The organism is Deinococcus rubellus, from assembly GCF_025244745.1.
Taxonomy (GTDB): Bacteria; Deinococcota; Deinococci; order Deinococcales; family Deinococcaceae; genus Deinococcus; species Deinococcus rubellus.
Genome location: NZ_CP104213.1, coordinates 2041786 through 2061948 on the forward strand (window position 1 = coordinate 2041786; position 20163 = coordinate 2061948).

The window sequence follows — 20163 nt, forward strand, 5'->3', positions numbered from 1 at the left end:
TGACGAGAATGTCCATGAAGGCCGCTACGACTCGAAGCTCACTGAGATCGGGCGGGCGCAGATGCGGAAGCTGGCCGCGTACTGGCAGACCCACCCGCCGGGCTGCCAGACGATGATCTGTTCCAGCCTCAGCCGTGCCCGTGAGACGGCGCAGATCGTTTGCGGGCCGCTGAATATCACGCCGCGAGTGAGTGATTTTTGGCGCGAATGAGACAACGGGCCGCTGGCCGGGATGGGACATGAGGAGGCAGAGAAACGCTATCCCACACGCGCTTTCTGCCACGTCCTCTCCCCTTTTACTGCTGACGGCGGCGAGTCACAGGCCCAAGATCAGGGCGCGGGCGCTGACGGCCCTGCGTGACCTGTGCGCCATGCCAGTGTCAAACATACTGGTCGTCTCGCACGGCGGCTTTCTTAACCCGGTGCTGCGCGAGCTGACCGGAAATGGCCGTGCATGGTCCAAGTTTGGCGACACCGGCTTCACCTGCCTGCGCCTCTCGCGGGAGGGCCACACGGTGGGGGTGCTGGGCGTGCAGGGGCAGCCGCACCTAGCTTGAGCGGCACTCCATCGTCACGGCGTAGTTGTTCAGGCCCGCCTTCTGCCGCCCCATGAACTTCTCACCGCTGAGGGTGCCCGACAGGGTGCTCTGCGAGTTGGAGAAGTAGCCCAGCCGCGCCTTCTTGAAAATCAGATCAACGCCTGCATAGCTCTCGGTGTGGTCGGTGACGCTGAGAATCAGGTTGAAGTCGGGACCGTCAGCGATGCGCCGCCCGTAGACCCAGAACGATTTGTCGCCGCCCTCAGTCAACACGCCCGCCACCTCGTTGGTACGCATATCGATATTGGCCGAGAGCTTGAACGGTACACCCGTCAGCGTGCCGGAGCGCAGGCCAGTGCAGTTGAGGGCAGACGGCGCGGCGCTCAGGCGCGGAGCGCAACCGGCGAGGGTGCAGGCGAGGACGGCCAGAAGCAGGCGTTTCATATGGGCAGTTTAGCGGTCCACTATCAATCGGCCCACTGGCAACCGCGCCGAATCGCACGGTCAGCAACGGGACGGGCCGCTAAAACAGAGAATATGATTCAGCATGAGCGGATACAGACCCTCAAAGGCGGTCAGCCGGGCAGCGGCGACTATGTCCTCTACTGGATGCAGGCGTCGGTCCGCACCCGCTTCAATCACGCGCTGGAATATGCCGCCGAGCAGGCCAACGACCTCAAGTTGCCGCTGATCGTCGCCTTCGGCCTGACGCCCGGCTACCCGGAAGCCAATGAGCGCAGCTATCTGTTTTTACTTGAAGGGCTCAGAGACGTGCAACGCAACCTGAACGGGCGCGGCATCGGCTTCGTGCTGCGGCTGGGCCACCCGCCCGAGGTGATGCTGGAGTTGGCGAGGCAGGCCAGTCTGGTCGTCACCGACCGGGCCTACCTCGACCCGTCGCGGAGCTGGCGTACCTGGCTGGCCGAGCGCCTAGATATACCGCTGATCCAGGTGGAGACCGACGCGGTGGTGCCCATCGAGACCACCTCCGGCAAGTTGGAATGGGCCGCCCGCACCATCCGGCCCAAGATTCACAAGCGGATGGACGACTTTCTGGTGCCACTGGAGCCGCGCAGAGTCAAGGTGAAGTCGCTCGGCCTGCTGGACGGGGTGGACGCGAGCGACCCACAGCACATCCTGAAAGGACTGGACATTGACCGCAGCGTGCCGCCCGGCGAGGAGCGCGGCGGCGAGGACAACGCCCAGGCGCGGCTGAGCGGGTTCGTCAAGGAGGGTCTGAGCCACTACGACGAGCGACGCAACAACCCTTTGGTGGACGGCGCATCCAGGCTCTCGGCTTACCTGCACTTCGGGCACCTTTCCCCCATCGACGTCATTTTGCAGGCGCGTGAAGCGGGCGGCGCGGGCCTGGACGCTTTCACCGAAGAGCTGGTCGTTCGGCGCGAACTGAGCTTCAATCTGTGCTTCTACAACCCGCAGTATGACCAGTACGCTGGCCTGCCCGACTGGTGCCGCAAGACGCTGGCCGAACACGCAGATGATAAGCGCGAACACCTGTACACCCGCGCCGAGCTGGAGGCGGCCCAGACCCACGACTCCTATTGGAACGCTGCACAGCACCAGATGGTCCGCACTGGGCGGATGCACAACTACCTGCGGATGTACTGGGGCAAGAAGGTGCTGGAATGGTCGGCCACGCCGCAGGAGGCTTACGCCGTGCTGGTCTACCTCAACAACAAGTACGAAACGGACGGGCGCAATGCCAACAGCTACGCGGGCATCAACTGGATTTTCGGCAACCATGACCGCCCATGGGCACGCCGACCCATTTTCGGCACGGTCCGCTACATGGTCGCCAGCGGTCTAAAACGCAAATTCGACGCCGACGCCTACGCAAAAAAGTGGGCGTGAGCTGAGCGCGCAAACAATAAAGAGGCGGCCCACTCAGGAGCCGCCTCTTTTTGATGCGTCGTCTCTACCAGGCGTAGAAGATCGCCACGATAAACAGCCACACCACGTCCACCAGGTGCCAGTACATGCTGGCGGGCACCAGGGAGCCGTGGTTGGTCTTGTCGATCTTGCCGGTCATGTACTGGTAGTACGGCAGGGCCACGCCCACACCGCCGATGATGATGTGCAGGCCGTGCAGCCCGACGATGATGAAAAAGCAGGTCTGCCAGAGATTTTGCATCCAGTTGCTCTCGGTGCCGAACAGCGAGAACTCGTAGATCTGGAAGATCATGAAGAAGGCACCCAGAATCAGGGTAATCAGCAGCCCCAGACGGCCACGGCTGACGCGGTGGTGGTGCAGGTCCTGCTCGGCCTTGTGGATCACGAACGAGCTGCTGACCAGGATCAGGGTGTTGAGCGCCGCCAGCCAGATGCTCGGACGGGTCACGGGCGGCACCGCGTTGCCAGCAACCCGCAGGTAGACGTACCCGCCGATCAGCACGCCAAAGAGACTGATTTCCGAGATGATGAACCAGGCCATGCCCATGAAGCCGTTGCTGTACTTGGTGAGGGTATGGTGCTCCACCGGCACGTCATATTCGGGTGTTCCGGCCCACTTGAACACTGAGTACAGGAAAAACGGAATGCTGATATACAGGATGATGCTGGCGAGCTGGTTGGGCGTTTCGGCCACCGAGGGACTCCAGCTCGAAAACCAGCCGAACGAGAGGCCGTAGCCGATCAGGGCCAGGCCGATGGCGCTCATGAACGGCCACACCGTGCTCTGCGGCAGGTGAATGCTGCTTGGATCAACCGGAATCAGCTTCGCACCGCTCTTTTCCCAGTCATACAGGGGGCGCTCGGTGGGGAAGGTGGTGGGGAAGTCGTGCGCGAAGTCGTAGGACTTGGGAGGGCTGTCAGCAGTCCACTCCAGCGTGAAACCGCCCCAGGGGTTGGCCGAAGCGGTGGCCGGACGACGCACACTCTGGTACATGTTCCAGACCCACACGATGCCGCCGACCAGCAGCACCAGTGCGCCGAGCGTCGAGATGAAGTTGAGTTCGCTCCAGGCGAAGTTGCCCGCCGGGTAGGTGTAGTAGCGCCGGGGCATACCCAGCAGACCCAGGATGTACTGCGGCATGAAGGTCATCCAGCTGCCGACCATGAACAGCCAGAAGTGCCACAACCCCAGCTTCTCGTTCATGAAACGCCCGGTCATCTTGGGCCACCAGTAGTACAGGCCGCCCATCGCCAGGAAGGCCGTGCCGAACATCATCACGTTGTGGAAGTGGGCGACCACGTAGTAGCTCATGGTGACCTGATAATCGAAGGGAATCAGGCCCAGCGTGACGCCGGTGATGCCGCCGATCAGGAAATTGAAGATGAAGCCGATCAGCCAGTAGGTGGGCGTCTTCATGATGATCCGCCCGCCCCAGAGGGTGCCGATCAGGTTGAAGATCTTGACGCCGGTGGGCACCGCGACCACCATCGTGGCGACCATAAAGGCGATTTGCCAGGTTTCGGGAATGCCCAGGGCAAACATGTGGTGCAGCCACACCAGCAGCGACACCATGGTGATGCCCAGCAGCGAGTACACCATCACGCGGTAGCCGAACATCGGCTTGCGGGCCATCGTCGAGGCGATTTCCGCGCCGATGCCGAGGTAGGGCAGCAGCATCACGTACACGGCGGGGTGCGAGTAGAACCAGAAGAACTGCTGCATCAGCACCGGCACGCCGTTGATGCCAGGGTTGAACATGCTCAGGCCCATCTTGAGGTCGAGGAAAGTGACCAGCGCGGCGGCGGTCAGGCCACCCAGCGAGACGAGCTGCAAGATAGAGGTGGAAAAGATGCTCCAGACGAAGATCGGCATTTTCCACAGGCTCATGCCGGGCGCGCGCATGTTGACGATGGTGGCCGCGAAGTTGGCCGATCCCAGCAGCGAGGCGATGCCGTTGAGAATCAGCGCGATCATCAGGACGCTCACGCCGGTCTGGTTGGCGTCCACTGAAAGCGGGTAATAAAAGGTCCAACCGACGCCGGGCATACCGCCGTGAAACATGGCACTCAGGATCAGGATCATGCTGAAGATAAAGAGCCACACCGCAAAGTTGTTGAGCCTCGGCAGCGCCACGTCACGCACCCCGAGTTGCAGCGGCACAAACCAGTTGCCGAAGCCGAACAGGCCAATGGGAATCAGGAAGAAAAAGATCATGATGGCCGCGTGGGCAGTCAGCACCTGGTTGTAGGTGTTACCCACCAGCAGCGTGTTGTTGGGCACCGCCAGCTGTAGTCGCAGGAGCACCGCCAGAATGCCCGCGACAGCAAACCCAACCACCGAGGTGCCGATATACAGCGTGCCGATTTTTTTGTGATCGGTGGTGGTCATGTAATCCCACAGCACCGCCCCGAAACCGGATTTTTCCGCCGACTGGCGGGGAACTTGAACAGCCATGCTTAGTTGCCTCCGTTCATGGCCGTGCTGGCCGAGGTGGTCGCGTTCACGCTGGACGGGGTCGGACTCTGGGCGGCGGGAACGGGCGCGCCGGGCACCAGCGCCGCGATCTTGGTCCAGTAGTTGCCTTCAGCCGGGAGCTGCAGGGTCTTGAGGTAAGCTTCCAGGTCCGTCAGGTCCTGATCGGTGAGGGTCGGGTAGTTGGGCGTGGAGCCGTCGTAGTGCGGCATGAGGCTGCCGGGCTTGATGCTACTCGACGCCTTGATCCACTGGTGCAGGTGGGTGTCCACGTCCGCGCCTTCCCACGCGCCCGCGCCCAGCGTGCGCCGGGAGCCGAAGAAGCTCAGGTCGGGGCCAGCCTGCCCAGCGGCGGCGGTGCCCTGGATGCGGTGGCAGGCGGCGCACGCACCCGAGCCGCCCTTGCCCTGCATGAAGATGGCGTAGCCCGCTGCCGCCGGGGTGCCTGCCGCCGCTGCCGGAGCCTTGTAGGCCTGGGCCGCGCTGGCGAATTGATCGTAGTCGGCCTTCGGCAGCGCGATCACCTTAAAGCGCATGTTGGCGTGTGACGCGCCGCACAGCAGCGTGCAGTTGCCCTGATACACGCCTGCCTTGTCGGTGTCAATCTGCCAGGTCTTCTTGACGCCGGGAATGGCGTCGCGCTGGCCGCCGAGGTTGGGTGCCCAGAAACCGTGGATGACGTCTCTGGCAGTAGCGGTCATGGCGATCTTGGTCTGGGTCGGCACGATGATCTCGTTACCGTTGGTGACCAGTCCGTTGCCCGCCGCCGGGTTGACCTTGAGGTTGGGATATTCGAAATTCCAGTAGAACTGAGCGGCCACCGCATTGACCGGGTATGCGCCTGCCGGGGTGGGGTTGAGCCGCGCCATCGCCCGCACCGTCAGCAGCGCCAGGAAAATGACGATCACCACGGGCACCGCCACCAGCGTCACTTCCAGGCGGTTGTTGCCGTGAAACTGGGCCGGGGCGGCGTCGTTCTTATCCTCGCGGAATTTCTGGACGGTGTAGAACAGCGCCGCCGACACACCGATGAAGATGATGACTGCGAAGGCCAGTGCCCAGAACACCAGAACGTTCATCTCCCGGTTGTAGCCGGACGACGTATCGAGAATGGACACCGTCTGGTTGACCTGCTGGGCCAGCGACGAGCTGCCCAGCACCAGACTGGTCAGGGCCAGCAGCGCGGCGAGACTCAATGCGCGGCGGCGCGGCGGCGCGGGGAGACCGGGTAGCATATTCAACATCACTCCTTTCATCTTGGTGCAGTGTAAAGCAGCGCGGGTGGGTCGGGAAGGGCCGAGCGCCGGAGGTGGCCGCGTCCCTGACGGCCTGGGTGGCCCGGTTGGAGCGTTCACGCCCAGCATAAAGCCTTCTTCAGCCTTCACACGAAGATCACCCGGTCCAGCGCGGCAGCCAGAAACAAAAGCGCCAGATAGAGCATTGAGAAGAGGTAGAGCGGCAACGTTACCTTGCGCTCGATCTTGCGCCCGGCCACCACATGAATTCGCAGCTTCCAGGCCAGCCACAACTGCCAGCTGCCCAGCAACAGCGCTGAGACGCCGTAGATCCACGACACCTCACGCAGCAGCAGCGGCATCAGCGACAAAACCAGAGTGTAGATGGCATACAGAAAAATCTGCTCGACGGTCAGACGGTCACCGTGAACCACCGGCAGCATCGGAATGCCCACCGCCCGGTACTCGTCCTTGATCATCAGTGCCAGCGCCCAAAAATGCACCGGGGTCCAGAAAAAGATGATGGCGAACAGAAACCAGGCGAACAGGTTGAGGTCGCCCGTGACGGCGGCCCAGCCGACCAGCGGCGGAAACGCACCCGCCGCGCCGCCCAGCACGATGTTGTGCCAGGTGGTGCGCTTAAGCCACATGGTGTAGACGAACACGTAGGTGACGAACCCTGCCAGGCTCATCAGCGCCGCCACCGGGCTCGCCCAGGCCCACAGGGCAACGAACGAGATGACCTGCAGGCTCAGGCCGAAGATGAAGGCGCTGCGGCTGGAGATCAGGCCGCTGGTGGTGGGCCGCTTGGCGGTGCGGGCCATCTTCAGGTCGATGTCGCGGTCGATGATCATGTTGAAGACGCCCGCCGACCCCGCCGACATGAAGCCGCAGACGCCGACCAGCAGCAGCGGCCACAGGCCCGGCCAGCCGCGCGCCGCCATGAACATGGCCGCCAGGGTGGTCCACAACAGCAAGCTGATGACCTTGGGCTTGGTCAGCGAGAGGTAGTCGCGCCAGGTGGCGCGCGCGGTGGGCTTGGTCGGTACGGCGGTCACGCGGCCACCGCCCTGGGCGCGGGCTGCGGCCTGGGCCGGGCCACCAGCGCGGAGTAAATCAGCATTACCGTCACAAGCCACATGATGCACGCAAACAGCAGATGAATGATCTGCATCCAGCCGGGAGCCTTGAGTGCCACGTTCATCACCCCGATCAGAATCTGCGCACCGATGACGCTGTAGAGGGCGTAACTCCAGCGACGGGTAAGCAAACCGGGCCGTTCGCGCAGCACCCGTGCAGCGAACCAGACGAGGTAGGCGCAGACGATCAGGGCCAGCGCCGGGTGAATGACCCGCAGATTCTCGATGATGGACGCGGTGGCCCCAAAATCGCGCTTGACGGTATCGAGCGGGGTGCCGGGAGCCGGAACGAACAGCTTGTCGCCCAGCGCCGTGACCGCGCCCGCCATGCCGAGCAGCAGCATCAGCACGGCGGCCAGCGGACTGCCCCAGCCCAGCCAGCCCTGGGCACGCAAAGTAAAGCGCGGTGCGCCGCCCGCCCACAGCGCGGTGAGCAGCAGCGCGCCCAGCAGCGCGAAGGTGTTGGCCAGGTGCAGGCCCTGCACAAAGCCGCGCGCCGGGTCGGTGCTGTTGGCAGTCAGGCCCAGCAGCACCTGCACGCCGCCGATGACGCCCTCGAACAGAATCAGGCCCAGCGACCAGGTCGCACCAAGCCGGGCCGGGTGGCCCCGCTTGGTGACCACGAAGGCCAGCACCACCACCGCGATGGCCAGCAAGCCGCTGAGGCTGCTGCTGCCCCGGTGACTGAATTCCACGATCCGCTCCAGGGTAAACGAGCGTGGAATGACCTGACCGTCACACAGTGGCCAGTGGTCGCCGCACCCGGCCCCGGAGCCGCTGATCCGCACATACGCGCCCCACAAGATCACCAGAATGTTGTAAGCCAGCGCGGTCCAGCTCAGGCCGGTCAGTACCCGCACCGCCCTCACGCTGGGTTCAGCCCCCCGTTCCAGAACCTTTCTCAAACCCCTCACCCCTTCCTTGACTGCCCGGTTCCCGCGCCACTGTACCCATTCAGGGTACGCGCAGGGTTGAATGCTTCATCACCCGTTCACCACAGTTTAAGAGAAGGAGCAGGCCCAGGGTGGGTACAATTGTCCTCGGCCCAGGTTCAAAAAAGCTGCGCTGGGACGTTGAATTTAGCATCACAGCAGGTCATTTCTGCAAGGCTATCCGGCGGCAGTCCAGCAAATGACCCTGGGCGGCCCGGCCCCGCGTCCTTAGAATGCCCAAATGGCTTCAATCATCAACCAGTGGGCCGTCATCTGCATCGTCCTCAGCGGCGTCGCGCTGATTATCGGGGTGACGTTTATTCGCCGGGGCAACCGCGCCATGCACATGCGCTTCATGCTGCTGGCCAGCGCCCTGGCGACTTTGTTTCTGATCCTTTACCTGACCCGGCTGGGCCTCGGCTACGAAAAGAAATACGTCGGCCCGGAGCAGTGGCGCTCGGCCTACTACACCCTGCTGATCACCCACATCTTCATGGCCGCACTGAATGTGCCGCTGGCGCTGGGCGCACTCTACTGGGCCTACCGGGGCATCCAGGCGGCAGGCAGTCTCAGCCGCGTGGACGAGGTGCCCGTCGCCCGCGCAGCCTTCGACACCCACCGGAAATGGACCCGCTGGACGGTGCCGGTGTGGCTGTACGTGGCCGTCACCGGCTGGATCATCTACCTGGTGCTCGACCGCTTCGGGCAGCTCAGCTTGCGCTGAGACGCGGTGGGCCTTTTTAGCGCCGCTCTGTTAGCCTACCTGACATGAAACTCACCCTCCCCGAACTGCGCCGCGAGACCCCGCTGGTGATGGTCACGGCCTACGATTACCCCGGCGCGCAGCAGGCCGAACGGGCCGGAATGGACCTGATTCTGGTCGGTGACAGCCTCGGCAACGTCGTGCTGGGTTACGACAGCACCGCACCGGTCACGCTCGGCGACATCATCCACCACGCCCGCGCCGTGCGCCGGGGCGCGCCAGACACCTTTCTGGTGGCCGACCTGCCGTTCGGCACCTACCACACCGGCCTGCAAGACGCCATGCGTGCCGCCGTCAAGATCATTCAGGATACCGGGGCCGACGCCGTGAAGCTTGAGGGCGCGTCACCGGAAGTGCTGGAGGCCATCAAGGTGCTGAGCCGCAACGGCATCCCGGTGATGGCCCACCTCGGCCTGACCCCCCAGACCGAGGTGTCGCTGGGCGGGCGCAAGGTGCAGGGCCGCGACGAGGCAGGCGCGCAGAAGATTCTGGAAGCGGCGCGGGCGGTGGAGGACGCCGGGGCCTTCGCAGTGGTGCTGGAAGTCATCCCGGCGCGGCTGGCCCGGCTGATCACCGAGCGGGCTGGGATTCCCACCATCGGCATCGGCGCGGGGCCGCACTGCGACGGTCAGGTGCTGGTCTACCACGACGTGCTGGGCGTCTCCGATCAGGACAAGAAGATCGCCAAGCGCTACGCCGAACTCGGACAGCTTGCCACCGAGGCGCTCAGAACCTACGCCGACGACGTGCGGAGCAAGGTATTTCCGGCGAAAGAAAACAGCTTCATCATCAAGGATGAGGTGCTGGACAAACTGTACTGACGCCACGTCCGGACGAAAGTGCCTGCCCGGAAACAAGACAGGTGCTTTCGTTTGAGCGCTGAGCAGGTCAGTCGATGGTGGCACGGAAGCGGACGCCGAAGCTCTGCTGGAAAGCCACAACCCGCACTGGGCCGCTGATGATCAAACAGGGGGTGACGCCGTTGGTGACCTTGCGGAGCAATATCACGGCGGCGGCGAAGGCCGGGTACTGGACCCATGCCACTTGGGAGAGTGTACCTAATGTCCTCGCCAGCGTAGGCATTCAGGTCTGACCAGGAAGAAACTGGGCCGCTGAGACCCCCTTTCTCTCCCCAATGCTTCCACTGAGCGTCGTCAGTCGAGCGGCGGGTGAGGGCGACAGCGCCGTCAGAAATCCGGACCTTGGCCAAAAAGAGCGGCGAGCGGCTAAAAAATGCCACCCGCCCTCGCTCGTTTCTGGACCTACCTGACTTGACGGCCATGCAGGGGCCGTTGGGTCTTTACCAGTTATACATTGAGTGCCTTGAAGCAGGAAGTGAGTGCTCTCCGGACCCAGCAGCCTCACCGCTTCCCTAGACGCCGTACCGCCCCGCTGACACCTTCTCGACGGGCGTGCCGGTGGCTCCATCGAACAGGTTGATCTCCTCAATGAAGCGCTCGAACAGGTAGCGGCTGTCGTGCGGGCCGGGCGAGGCTTCAGGGTGGTACTGCACACTGAACACCGGGTAACGGCTGTGGGCCATGCCTTCCAGCGTCTGATCGTTGAGGTTGAGGTGGGTGGCGACGAACTCGCCGTTGGGAATGCTCTCCAGGTCCACCGCGTAGCCGTGATTCTGGGCCGTGATCTCGACATTGCCGGTCAGCAGGTTCTTGACCGGCTGGTTGCCGCCCCGGTGGCCGAACTTCATCTTGAAGGTCTGTCCGCCCGCCGCCAGGCCAAGAATCTGGTGGCCCAGGCAGATGCCGAAGGTGGGAAGTAAGCCCATCAGCTCCCAGGCGGTGCGGTGGGCATAGGTGGGAGCCGCCGGGTCGCCAGGACCGTTGGAGAGAAACAGGCCGTGCGGCTGGAGGGCCATCACTTGTGCGGCGGTGGTCTGGGCCGGAACCACGATCGGTTCGATCCCGACTTCCGCCAGGCGCTCGACGATGGTGTGCTTGATGCCGAAGTCCATCAGGACCACCCGTTTGCCGTGCCGCAGCGTGGGAAAGGCGTAGGGCAGGGAGGTGGTGACCTCCTGGGTCATGTCGCGCCCATCGATGTCCTCGTGGGCACGGGCACGGGCCACCAGCACCTGTTCCTCCTCCACACTGAATTCGCCGTAGGCGTCCTCGGGGTGGGTGTGGCTGCGGTGGGCCACCACACCCTTGACCACGCCGCCCTCGCGCAGCCGCCGCACCAAGGCGCGGGTGTCGATGCCCTGGATGCTGACCACGCCGTGCCCTTTCATGAACGATTCCAGCGATTCCTGGGCGCGGTAGTTGGAAAAGCCGTCACTGAATTCGCGCCCGATGAAGCCGCGCACGAACGGCTTGTTGCTCTCCATATCGTAGATGGCGACACCGTAGTTGCCGATGTGCGGGTAGGTCATGGTAACGATCTGGCCGTTGTAGCTCGGATCGGTCATGATCTCCTGATAGCCGGTCATGGAAGTGTTGAAGACCACTTCACCGACTGTCTCGCCCCGGTGCCCGAAGGCGTAGCCCCGGTAGACCGTTCCGTCTTCCAGCGCCAGCACGGCGCGTTCCTTGCGAATCATGCTGCTGCTCCCATACTTTCTCCTCCATATGCGCCTCGCAGGACGCCTTTGATGGTGCAGCGGCCATGATAGCGGGCTGCGCTCCGCCCAACCGTGTTCTGTGCGAGGCGACCCGCTTGCTGCTGGAAGTATACACGAGCTGACTTCTTATGCACCAATCCAAGCATCACAAAAAACCGGCCCAGCCGCTTTCAGCATGCTGGGCAGTCTTTCTTGAATTGCTGATCTATGCGCCACCCTCGATAAGTGCATGGAGTTGCACACTTATTGAATAAAGTGGTCCCGGCCTTACTTGCCCCAGCGGTACACCACGCTGGACTGACTGGTGACCAGATTGTTCATGACGCTGCTCTGGGAGGACATGCCGCCGTAGCGGTTGATCAGGTCGCTCGCCGCGCTGGCGACGGGCTTGAACACGCTGTTCATCTCCTGCTGGTCGCGGCTGCTCGAATTGGCAGGCAGGTTTCTGGTGAAGAGCTTCATCAGTTGAGCGCTGGTAACTTTCTGGGGAGCGCGGGCGTACTGCCAGCCTGCCGAGGCACCCAGGTTGAGGTTGGCCGCCTGAAAGTCGGCAGCATCGGCCAGCCGGGCCACGTTGTCCGCCAGAGCCGCTGCCAGCGCTGCGGGGCTGTAAGCGGTGATCAGGTAACCGTCCTTGAAGGCGTAGACCAGCTTCAGGCGGCCCAGCAGCGCGTCAATCTGCTGCATACTCTGGGCCAGGCCCGAGGTGGCCGCGCCGAAGGTCAGGGCCGACATTCCGCCTTCCTCAGCCAGCCCCTGCAAGCTGGCCGCGTTGGCGCTCTTCATCAAAGCGCCCAGCGACTTGGGCAGGGCCGCGATGGCCTGGTTGAGCGAGGCGGCGTATTCGGGCATGGCTGCCCGGGCCGCCTGCATGTCGCTGACTTTCTGGTATGTCACGCTGTAATCGAACGACTTGAGCGGGTCGCTGCCGTCAATGGCCGCTGCCATACCCCCCGCCAGCGACACCTGGGCGCACTCGTCACCGAGGTAGCGCGAGGACTGCTCCAGATGGCTGGCGAGCTGGCTGTCGGTCAGGAAGCCGAAGGGGTCGAACAGATCGATGCGGGTCAGCCAGCGGGCGGTGTAGGCATTCTGCTCCGGCGCGCAGGCGCGGGCCACCACGCTCTCGGCGCTGGCCGGAATCAGCGCCTGCACGCCGAAGTCGCTGCGGTGGGTGAGGATACGGTAGAGCGGCGTGTCTTTACCGTAGGGATTGGCAGCATGGGCCGACTGGGCCGTAAGGCCGCCAGGCGTGGTCGAGAAGCCCGCCGCGTACTGCCCCAGCGTGTCGAGGGCGTCCACCACCGGCGAGAGCAGGCGCGGCAGCAGAACACGCGCGAGCTGCGTGCGGGCCAGCTTGGCCATCCCTGAAAAGTTGAAAAAGAGCGAGAGTTCCTGCGGGCCAGTGGCCTGCATCGGCACCGAGTAGGTCGCCGAGCGGTTCAGGCGCGGAGCCACCTTGCCGCTGAGCCGCGCCAGGTAGTTCATCAGCAGGGTCTTGTCGCTCGACAGGTAGACCAGCTCCCGCGCCTGCCCCACGAACAGCCCGTCCTGGCGCACGAAGGGATAAAGGCCCACTTTGGCTCCCGGCTTCTTGGTGATCATGGAGCGGAAGAATTCACTGGAGAACTCATCAACCCGCGTGACGGCCAGCAATTGCGGCTCGAACGTCTGCTGGGCCGCGCCCACGCTGAACACGCCCAGCACCGCTTCCTTGCCAATCGAGCTTTTGAGGATCTGCTGCATACCGCCCAGATCGGTCAACATGCCCTGGCTCTCCTGCGGGCTGCCGACATTCTTCATCACGCTGGTGAGCAGTCCGGCGAAGCGGTCAAGCGCCCCGCCCGCGTCGTGCGTTTCCAGAGTCAGCAGTGCTCCAGCGGGCAGTTGGTCGGCCAGTCGGGCCGATTGGGCACCAGCATTCACGGAGGTCAGCAGAAGTGTGAGGGTCAGCAGTTTCTTCATAAGAAGATTCTAAGACAAGTGAGCCGCACCGACCGCAGATTTTTGGCTTCGATCCTGTGCCTGTGCTCAGTCCAACGTTCGGTACATGGCGATCTCGTTACAGTTCTCGAAGAAGGCGCAGCGCTGGCACTCGCTCCAGACTTTGGGGTGCAGGTTGGTCTTCTCGATGCGCGTAAAACCGCATTTCTCGAAAAAGCCCTGCTGGTAGGTCCAGGCAAATAAAGCTGGCAGATCAATCTCGCGGGCCTCACGCTCGCAGGCTTCGACCAGGGTTTTGCCCAGGCCGCGTCCCTGCATGGCCGGGTGGATGGCCAGCCCGCGCACCTCGGCCAGATCGGGAGCCAGCATGTGCAGGCCGCAGACGCCAGCCAGTCCGCCGGGCATCTCTTCTAGCGGCCCGGCCAGCGCCAGCTGAAAGTCGCGGATGTTCTCTGAGAGCAGGGTGCGCGACCTCACCAACATCTGACCGCGCGCCGCCCAGTAGCCGATCAGGGCGTGAATGGCGTCGATGTCCGAGAGTTTGGCCTTACGAACCGTGATGGGCGCGTCCGGGTGAATGTCCGGCAGTATGATGGAATCGAGGGCCAGGGTCATGCCGGAACCTGGAAAGCCGTGTGCAGGGCATGGAGCCCAGTGAACGTCATTTCGGCGTAGCCTGCCCCACACCCTGCCAGCTTCAGTTCAGTTTCCGCATCCAGGTGGTGCCGCCGGGCCGGGTGCCCGCCGCGCGGTAGTGGGCCACCTGTGGGGCGTCGGGCAGGTCGCCCATCACGACGGCCAGCGGCACCTGCTGAAAGTCGAAGCTGGTCCAGTCGCCGCCGGTAGAAAACATGTACAGCACCGTGTCGCCGTGCTCGCGGGCATGCTCCACGGCACTCTGCACCAACTGACGGCCCAGCCCCTGCCCGCGCGCCGAGGGCACCACGGCGGCACCGCGCAGCAGTGAGGCTTTGTCGCCGTGTTCCAGGCCGATGGCTCCCACCGGCTGACCGCCCTGCTCCAGCAGCCAGTAGGTCGTGCCGACCACCATCACGGCGTCGGGCGAGAGTCCCGCGTCCTGCATCACTTTGACGACGGCGGCGTAATCGTTGGGGGTGGCGAGCCGGAGCTGGCCTTGCAAGCTGGTGGACTGGGTCATGTGGATTCCTCCTGAGAAAGAAGCGGTGAAGTGGATTGAAGGAGCAACAGCGCGGGGAATAAGCGTAGTCTGCACCCTTAGTCGCCCATTCGTCTAGCACTTGAAAATTTGACCGGAACATGCTCAAGCCGGGATTCATGCGCCCACCGCCCGTTGCCAGGCCGACTCGCCGTGAATCCAGCCGCGACTCAGACCGCTGACAACCTGCGGAGCCTCAGGCAGCGCGGCGCAGACCTCGGTCACATCCACCGGCACAAAGCCGAACGGCTGCCAGAACGGCCCGGCGTCGCTGGAAAACAGGTACAGCGCCCGGTCGCCGCGCAAGCTGGAATAGGTCAGGGCGCTCAGCGCCAGCGCCCGCCCCAGCCCCTGACGGCGCGCAGCGGGCAAAACGCTGGCCGATCTGAGCAGACTGACGCCCTCTCCGTGCTCCAGGCCGATGCAACCTGCCGGAACGCCGTTGAGATCGGCAATCCAGTAGGTGCAGCCCTCCAGCGTGGCGGTGATGGCGCTGCGCTCACTGCTGAGGCGCACTGTCAGAATGAGGTCGCGGATGGTGTCCAGGTCTTTAGTTTCGGCCCGGCGAAGGTCAATGTGGAGGGAGCTGTAAGCGTCATGGGCAGCAGTCATAGGCAGGACCTCGGCGGGAAAGGCTTGATACAGGCAATCGCTTCACTCTTCCCCTCACCCCGGCCCTCTCCCGCAAGGCGCGAGGGAGCAGCGGAGGTAGTGAGTGCCGGTTACGGTTTTCGTCGTTCCCTCTCCTCCGCTTTCGCCGCTTTCACCGCCTCTTGCACCCGCACAGGCGCGGTGCCGCCGTAACTGAGGCGATTCTTGACGCTCTCCTCCACCGTCAGGCTCCGGGCAACCTCGGCGCTCAGCAGCGGGTGGGCCGATTTCAATTCGGCGTCCGTGAGTTCCCAGAGCTGGCGGCCACTGCGGGAAGCCACCCCGACCAGCCCGCCCACAACTTCGTGCGCCTCGCGGAACGGCACACCCTGACGCGCCAGGAAGTCGGCGACATCGGTGGCGGTGGAGTAGCCACGCGCGGCGGCAGTCTTCGTTCTGTCGGCGTGCCAGACGGTCTTGGGGAGCATCTCAGCGTAGAGGCGCAGCACGATAGACAGGGTGTCGTAACTGTCGAACACGCCCTCCTTGTCTTCCTGCAAGTCCTTGTTGTAGGCCAGCGGCGTGCCCTTCACGACGGTCAGCAGGCCCATCAGGTTGCCGAAGACGCGCCCCGCCTTGCCGCGTGCCAGCTCGGACACGTCGGGGTTTTTCTTCTGCGGCATGATGCTCGATCCGGTGGTATGACTGTCTGGCAGGGTCAGGAAGCCGAATTCGAAGGTGGAGTACAGAATCAATTCTTCCGAGAGGCGCGACAGATGGGCGCTCAGAATGGCGCAGGCGCTCAAAAACTCCAGCGCGAAATCCCGGCTGCCCACACCGTCCAGGCTGTTGGCGGTGGGACGGGCGAACCCCAGCGCCGCCGCCGTCGCGTGCCGGTCAATCGGCCAGGGCGTTCCAGCCAGCGCCGAGGAGCCGAGAGGAGATTCGTCCATGCGCTCGGCGGCGTCGCGGAAGCGGCCCTCATCGCGCTCCAGCATGGCGACATACGCCATGAACCAGTGGCTGAGCAAGATGGGCTGGGCCACCTGCAAGTGCGTGTAGCCGGGCAGAATCACGCCCTCCCCATTGTCGGAGGTCAGATGCTTCTCGGCCTCGGCCAGCATCACCGCCCGCAGCGCCCGCGTTTTGTCCGCGAGGTCGAGCGCGGCTTCTTTGGTAAACAGCCGGAAATCCACTGCCACCTGATCGTTGCGGCTGCGGGCGGTGTGGAGCTTGCCCGCCACCGGGCCGATGCGGTCACGCAGGGCAGCCTCCACGTTCATATGCACATCTTCGCGGTCCTGCCGCCATTCAAACGTTTCGGCGCGGATGTCGGCCAGTACATCGTTCAGGCCACCCCGAATCTGCTGGACTTCCTCAGCGCTGAGAATGCCGACCTGCCCCAGCATCTGCACATGTGCCAGTGAGCCGCGAATATCCTGCTCAGCAAGACGCTGATCGAAGCCGACGGAAGCGTTGAAGAGTTCCACCAGGCCATCGGTGGCTTCAGCGAAACGGCCACCCCAGAGTTTCTTGTCTTTCATTTGATTGGTCATGTCACAGCCTTTGTGAGAGGATTCGGCACCGCTTTCACCAGCACCACCGGCCTCGGACTCGTCGGACTCCGAAACGAATATTCGGCAGCTGCGTCTACCACGTACCCCAGCCGCCCGTAAAACGGCAACGCATCCAGGTTGTATTGCGACACCGCCAGCAGTACCAGCTTGTAGCCACGCTCGGCGGCCACCTGTTCCACCGCCTGCACCAGCGCCGCGCCGATGCCCTGCCCGCGCACGTCCGGCAAGGTGGCGAGTTTGTTCAGCGTCAGTGTCTCCACACCGTCCGGGCGAAAGCTGACGCAGCCCACTGCCGTCTCCCCTATACAGGCCAGGAAGCCGCCACCCAGGGAAAGACTGCGGGCAATGTCCCCAACCGTCGTGCGGGTCCAGCTTGAGCGCGGATCCATGCCAGCGGCCATCATCACGGCGTGAAAGGCCGCAGCGTCAGTAGAAAAAGCCGGACGGAGGGTGAAGGTCATGGTCCGGCCCCAGAAAAAATCAGACGCATTTCATTGGTGGGTACAAACCCCAGCTTGATGTAAGTGGGTTTCCCCGCGTCGGAGGCGTGCAGGCTGACCTGTTCCAGACCGCGAGAAGCACACTCGGCCAGCAGAACTCGCAGCAAATGCTGGGCCAAACCCTGCCCGCGCTGAGACGGAGCCACATAGACGTTCAGGATGTAAGCCCGTACTGGAGCAAGGTTACGCGGGCTGGGCGGCAAATCCTGCCAGATGACACCCGCACCGGCCACCACTTGCCCCTCAGCTTCAATCAGGACGCCGAAGTAGATTCCTCTTTCCAGTGCTCCGCGTAACCATCCCCGACCAGGAGCAGAGGCTGCCTGCACCCGCCCTGGATCACTGCCAGTGTCCGTGAAGAGGGCGTCGCGCTGCTTCTGAATGGTTTCAGCGTCTGCCAGCGTGGCAGGGCGCAGGGTAAAGCCTTTGGGTAAGGTCATAGCCCAGCCTCGGCAAAAAGCAAACGCAGTTCGGGCGTCGGCTTGAATCCAAGTCTGGTATAGGTGGCCCGCCCCGCATCGGAGGCGTGCAGGCTGACCAGATCCACCCCCCGCGCCAGACACTCGGCCAGCAGCGCCCGCACCAGCTGTCCAGCCAGTCCCTGCCCACGCTGCTGGGGAGCAACGTACACGTTGTCGAGGTAAGCCCGCACTGAGGAAGGCGACTTGGGGCTGGGTTGGAACTCCTGCCACTGTGCGCCCGCTCCGGCCACGATCTGCCCGCCGTGTTCCAGCAGCAGACCGTGATACGCACCGCTGGCGAGGGTTCGGCGCAGCCAGGTCAGACTGGAGGCTGAAACGGCCTGAATCTGCTCCAACCCGCTGCCGATATCAGCGAACATGGCGTCGCGCTGGGCCTGGATGGTTTCAGCGTCTACCAGCGTGGCAGAGCGCAGGGTAAAGCCGTCAGGCAGGCTCACTCCGTCCACGCTCCCAGATTCAGGCGCATCTCGGGCGCTTTGGCTTCTTCAAATCCCATTCGTTTGTACATCGGGCGGCCCATCACGGCAGCATTCAAGTTGGCCGATTTCACACCCCGCCGCTGGGCCTCAGCCAAAACCTCTCGTGTCAGCGCTTCTCCCAGCCCGCGCCCACGCTGCTCCGGCACGGTATAGACGCCCTGCACATGGGCACGCAGGCCGCCAGGATCGCTCGGCACGGGCACCATCGGGAAAAACATCAGGCCCGCGCAGGAGACAGGCACACCCTCCACTTCGGCAAGAACCGACCAGTACCGCCTATCCATCACTGCTGCTCCAAAATAAGCCGTCCAGCACGCTTTCCAGCCGTCTTCCAGCGGTGCACCCATGTCACTGAACATGGCGGCGCGGAAACGGGCCAGGAGCGCGGCGTCTTCATGACGGGCAACACAGAATGTGTACCCTTTCGGCAAGCCCATCCGCCCACCGGCACCCAGATTCGGTTCAGCCGGTGCTTCATTCAATCCTTCTTGGCCTTCGCCTCGACCCGTGCCTGCACCCGCATCCGCAGGGCGTTGAGCTTGATGAACGCGCCCGCGTCGTGCTGGTTGTAGTCGCCGCCCGCCTCGAAGCTCACCAGGTCTTTGTCGTACAGGCTGCGCGGCGCTTTGCGGCCCACCACATCGCAGTTGCCCTTATACAGCTTCAGGCGGGCCGTACCGGTCACGCTCTGCGCCACGTGGTCGATATAAACCTGCAAGGCCTCGCGTTCCGGAGCAAACCAGAATCCGTTGTAGACCAGTTCGGCGTACTTGACGCCCAGTGCGTCGCGCTGGTGAAGCACTTCCCGGTCCAGGGTCAGGCTCTCCACGGCGCGGCGGGCGTGGTACAGGACAGTACCGCCGGGCGTCTCGTACACGCCACGCGATTTCATACCCACAAAGCGGTTCTCCACAAGGTCGATCCGGCCCACGCCGTTGCGTCCGCCAATTTCATTGGCTTTGGTCAACAGCGCGGCGGGTGACAGCTTCTCGCCGTTGATGCTCACCGGATCGCCGTTCACGAAGTCCACTTCCACGTATTCGGCCTGGTCGGGCGCGTCTTCAGGCGAAACAGTCAGCTTGAACATGTGGGCGGGCGGCTCAGTCCAGGGGTCTTCCAGAATGCCGCCCTCGTAAGAGATGTGCAGCATGTTGGCGTCGGTGCTCCAGGGGTCTTTCTTGGTGGTCGGCACCGGAATGTCATTCTCATGGGCAAAGGCTTCCAGGTCGGCGCGGCCCTGAAAATCCCAGTCGCGCCAGGGGGCCACCGTCACGATGTCGGGTTTGAGGGCGTAGGCGGTCATCTCGAATCTGACCTGATCGTTGCCCTTACCCGTTGCCCCGTGCGACACGGCCACTGCCCCCTCTTTCTCGGCGATTTCCACCATCTTCTTGGCGATCAGCGGGCGGGCAATACTGGTGCCGAGCAGGTAATAGCCCTCATACAGCGCCGAGCTGCGAAACATCGGGAAGACGTAGTCGCGCACGAACTCCTCTTTCAGGTCCAGCGCATAAGCGGCCACCGCGCCGGTTCTGAGGGCCTTGAGGCGGGCCTCCTCCACCTCGTCGCCCTGGCCCAGATCGGCAGTAAAGCACACCACGTCGTAGCCGCGCTCTGTTTGCAGCCACTTGAGAATGATGGAGGTGTCCAGCCCGCCAGAGTAAGCCAGTACGATCCTGGGCTTGGCGGCGTTCGTTTCGGGCTTCTGCTCGGTTGGCGTCATGTTCGTATTCTCCCAGACAGCACGGTGAAAAGAGGCGGATTCTTCTGAAAACCACAGCACATCACCCGGCCCTGATCTTGCCACCCGCTTCACGGAAAGCGGGGCAGGCAGGTCAGCGTC

22 protein-coding genes are annotated in these 20163 nt (G+C 63.5%); 5 read left to right on the forward strand and 17 right to left on the reverse strand.

Features of this window, described 5'->3' with window-relative positions; genetic code table 11:
• Positions 1–46 precede the first annotated feature (46 nt).
• Together N0D28_RS10485 and N0D28_RS15690 are read left to right on the forward strand one after the other, a co-directional pair.
• Positions 47–211, forward strand: a complete 165-nt coding sequence (locus N0D28_RS10485; RefSeq protein WP_260561877.1) for a histidine phosphatase family protein — start codon at positions 47–49, stop codon at positions 209–211.
• 28 nt (positions 212–239) lie between these two features.
• On the forward strand, positions 240–557 hold the full coding sequence (locus N0D28_RS15690) for a histidine phosphatase family protein (protein ID WP_376777619.1): 318 nt from the start codon (positions 240–242) through the stop codon (positions 555–557).
• Here N0D28_RS15690 and N0D28_RS10495 read toward each other — a convergent pair.
• Entirely contained in the window at positions 549–983 is a 435-nt protein-coding gene (locus N0D28_RS10495; RefSeq protein WP_260559472.1) for a hypothetical protein, read from the reverse strand. The two genes, N0D28_RS15690 and N0D28_RS10495, sit on opposite strands and share 9 nt — an antisense overlap.
• Positions 984–1076: 93 nt before the next feature.
• On the opposite strand from N0D28_RS10495, the gene N0D28_RS10500 reads away from it, so the two are divergent.
• Entirely contained in the window at positions 1077–2411 is a 1335-nt protein-coding gene (locus N0D28_RS10500; protein ID WP_260559473.1) for a deoxyribodipyrimidine photo-lyase, read from the forward strand.
• A gap of 64 nt (positions 2412–2475) precedes the next feature.
• Here N0D28_RS10500 and N0D28_RS10505 read toward each other — a convergent pair whose 3' ends face one another.
• The 4 genes from N0D28_RS10505 to N0D28_RS10520 form a co-directional block, all read right to left on the reverse strand.
• A complete protein-coding gene (locus tag N0D28_RS10505) occupies positions 2476–4905 on the reverse strand; it encodes a cbb3-type cytochrome c oxidase subunit I (RefSeq protein ID WP_260559474.1) in 2430 nt (809 codons plus the stop codon).
• Between the two features lie 2 nt (positions 4906–4907).
• A complete protein-coding gene (gene coxB / locus N0D28_RS10510; RefSeq protein ID WP_260559475.1) occupies positions 4908–6179 on the reverse strand; it encodes a cytochrome c oxidase subunit II in 1272 nt (423 codons plus the stop codon).
• 125 nt (positions 6180–6304) lie between these two features.
• Positions 6305–7216: a heme o synthase gene (locus tag N0D28_RS10515; RefSeq protein ID WP_260559476.1), complete on the reverse strand. Its 912-nt coding sequence runs from the start codon at positions 7214–7216 to the stop codon at positions 6305–6307.
• On the reverse strand, positions 7213–8202 hold the full coding sequence (locus N0D28_RS10520; protein WP_376777620.1) for a COX15/CtaA family protein: 990 nt from the start codon (positions 8200–8202) through the stop codon (positions 7213–7215). Before N0D28_RS10520 ends, N0D28_RS10515 begins: the two co-directional genes overlap by 4 nt.
• A gap of 268 nt (positions 8203–8470) precedes the next feature.
• Between N0D28_RS10520 and N0D28_RS10525 the strand changes: the two genes are divergently transcribed.
• Together N0D28_RS10525 and panB are read left to right on the forward strand one after the other, a co-directional pair.
• The gene (locus tag N0D28_RS10525) at positions 8471–8953 is read left to right on the forward strand and encodes a DUF420 domain-containing protein (RefSeq protein WP_260559477.1); all 483 of its coding nucleotides are present in this window, start codon (positions 8471–8473) and stop codon (positions 8951–8953) included.
• 44 nt (positions 8954–8997) lie between these two features.
• A complete protein-coding gene (panB, locus tag N0D28_RS10530) occupies positions 8998–9813 on the forward strand; it encodes a 3-methyl-2-oxobutanoate hydroxymethyltransferase (RefSeq protein WP_260559478.1) in 816 nt (271 codons plus the stop codon).
• 67 nt (positions 9814–9880) lie between these two features.
• Here panB and N0D28_RS10535 read toward each other — a convergent pair whose 3' ends face one another.
• The 12 genes from N0D28_RS10535 to N0D28_RS10590 form a co-directional block, all read right to left on the reverse strand.
• Complete coding sequence (locus N0D28_RS10535) at positions 9881–10036, reverse strand: hypothetical protein (RefSeq protein WP_260559479.1); 156 nt, start codon at positions 10034–10036, stop codon at positions 9881–9883.
• A 328-nt stretch (positions 10037–10364) separates the two neighbouring features.
• Positions 10365–11549, reverse strand: a complete 1185-nt coding sequence (gene carA, locus N0D28_RS10540) for a glutamine-hydrolyzing carbamoyl-phosphate synthase small subunit (RefSeq protein WP_260559480.1) — start codon at positions 11547–11549, stop codon at positions 10365–10367.
• 288 nt (positions 11550–11837) lie between these two features.
• Positions 11838–13535 carry a hypothetical protein gene (locus tag N0D28_RS10545; protein WP_260559481.1) on the reverse strand — a complete coding sequence of 566 codons (1698 nt, stop codon included), beginning with the start codon at positions 13533–13535 and terminating at the stop codon, positions 11838–11840.
• 66 nt (positions 13536–13601) lie between these two features.
• On the reverse strand, positions 13602–14129 hold the full coding sequence (locus N0D28_RS10550; RefSeq protein ID WP_260559482.1) for an N-acetyltransferase: 528 nt from the start codon (positions 14127–14129) through the stop codon (positions 13602–13604).
• Positions 14130–14211: 82 nt separating this feature from the next.
• Positions 14212–14673 carry a GNAT family N-acetyltransferase gene (locus N0D28_RS10555; RefSeq protein WP_260559483.1) on the reverse strand — a complete coding sequence of 154 codons (462 nt, stop codon included), beginning with the start codon at positions 14671–14673 and terminating at the stop codon, positions 14212–14214.
• Positions 14674–14808: 135 nt separating this feature from the next.
• Positions 14809–15303 carry a GNAT family N-acetyltransferase gene (locus N0D28_RS10560; protein ID WP_260559484.1) on the reverse strand — a complete coding sequence of 165 codons (495 nt, stop codon included), beginning with the start codon at positions 15301–15303 and terminating at the stop codon, positions 14809–14811.
• A 110-nt stretch (positions 15304–15413) separates the two neighbouring features.
• On the reverse strand, positions 15414–16838 hold the full coding sequence (argH, locus tag N0D28_RS10565) for an argininosuccinate lyase (RefSeq protein ID WP_260559485.1): 1425 nt from the start codon (positions 16836–16838) through the stop codon (positions 15414–15416).
• Complete coding sequence (locus tag N0D28_RS10570) at positions 16835–17320, reverse strand: GNAT family N-acetyltransferase (RefSeq protein ID WP_260559486.1); 486 nt, start codon at positions 17318–17320, stop codon at positions 16835–16837. The genes argH and N0D28_RS10570 overlap by 4 nt, the downstream gene beginning before the upstream one ends.
• The gene (locus N0D28_RS10575; RefSeq protein ID WP_260559487.1) at positions 17317–17799 is read right to left on the reverse strand and encodes a GNAT family N-acetyltransferase; all 483 of its coding nucleotides are present in this window, start codon (positions 17797–17799) and stop codon (positions 17317–17319) included. Before N0D28_RS10575 ends, N0D28_RS10570 begins: the two co-directional genes overlap by 4 nt.
• A complete protein-coding gene (locus N0D28_RS10580) occupies positions 17796–18278 on the reverse strand; it encodes a GNAT family N-acetyltransferase (protein WP_260559488.1) in 483 nt (160 codons plus the stop codon). Before N0D28_RS10580 ends, N0D28_RS10575 begins: the two co-directional genes overlap by 4 nt.
• Positions 18275–18757 (reverse strand): GNAT family N-acetyltransferase, encoded by a 483-nt coding sequence (locus tag N0D28_RS10585; protein ID WP_260559489.1) that lies wholly within the window; start codon positions 18755–18757, stop codon positions 18275–18277. The genes N0D28_RS10580 and N0D28_RS10585 overlap by 4 nt, the downstream gene beginning before the upstream one ends.
• A gap of 41 nt (positions 18758–18798) precedes the next feature.
• Entirely contained in the window at positions 18799–20043 is a 1245-nt protein-coding gene (locus N0D28_RS10590; RefSeq protein ID WP_260559490.1) for an argininosuccinate synthase, read from the reverse strand.
• Positions 20044–20163: the final 120 nt, after the last annotated feature.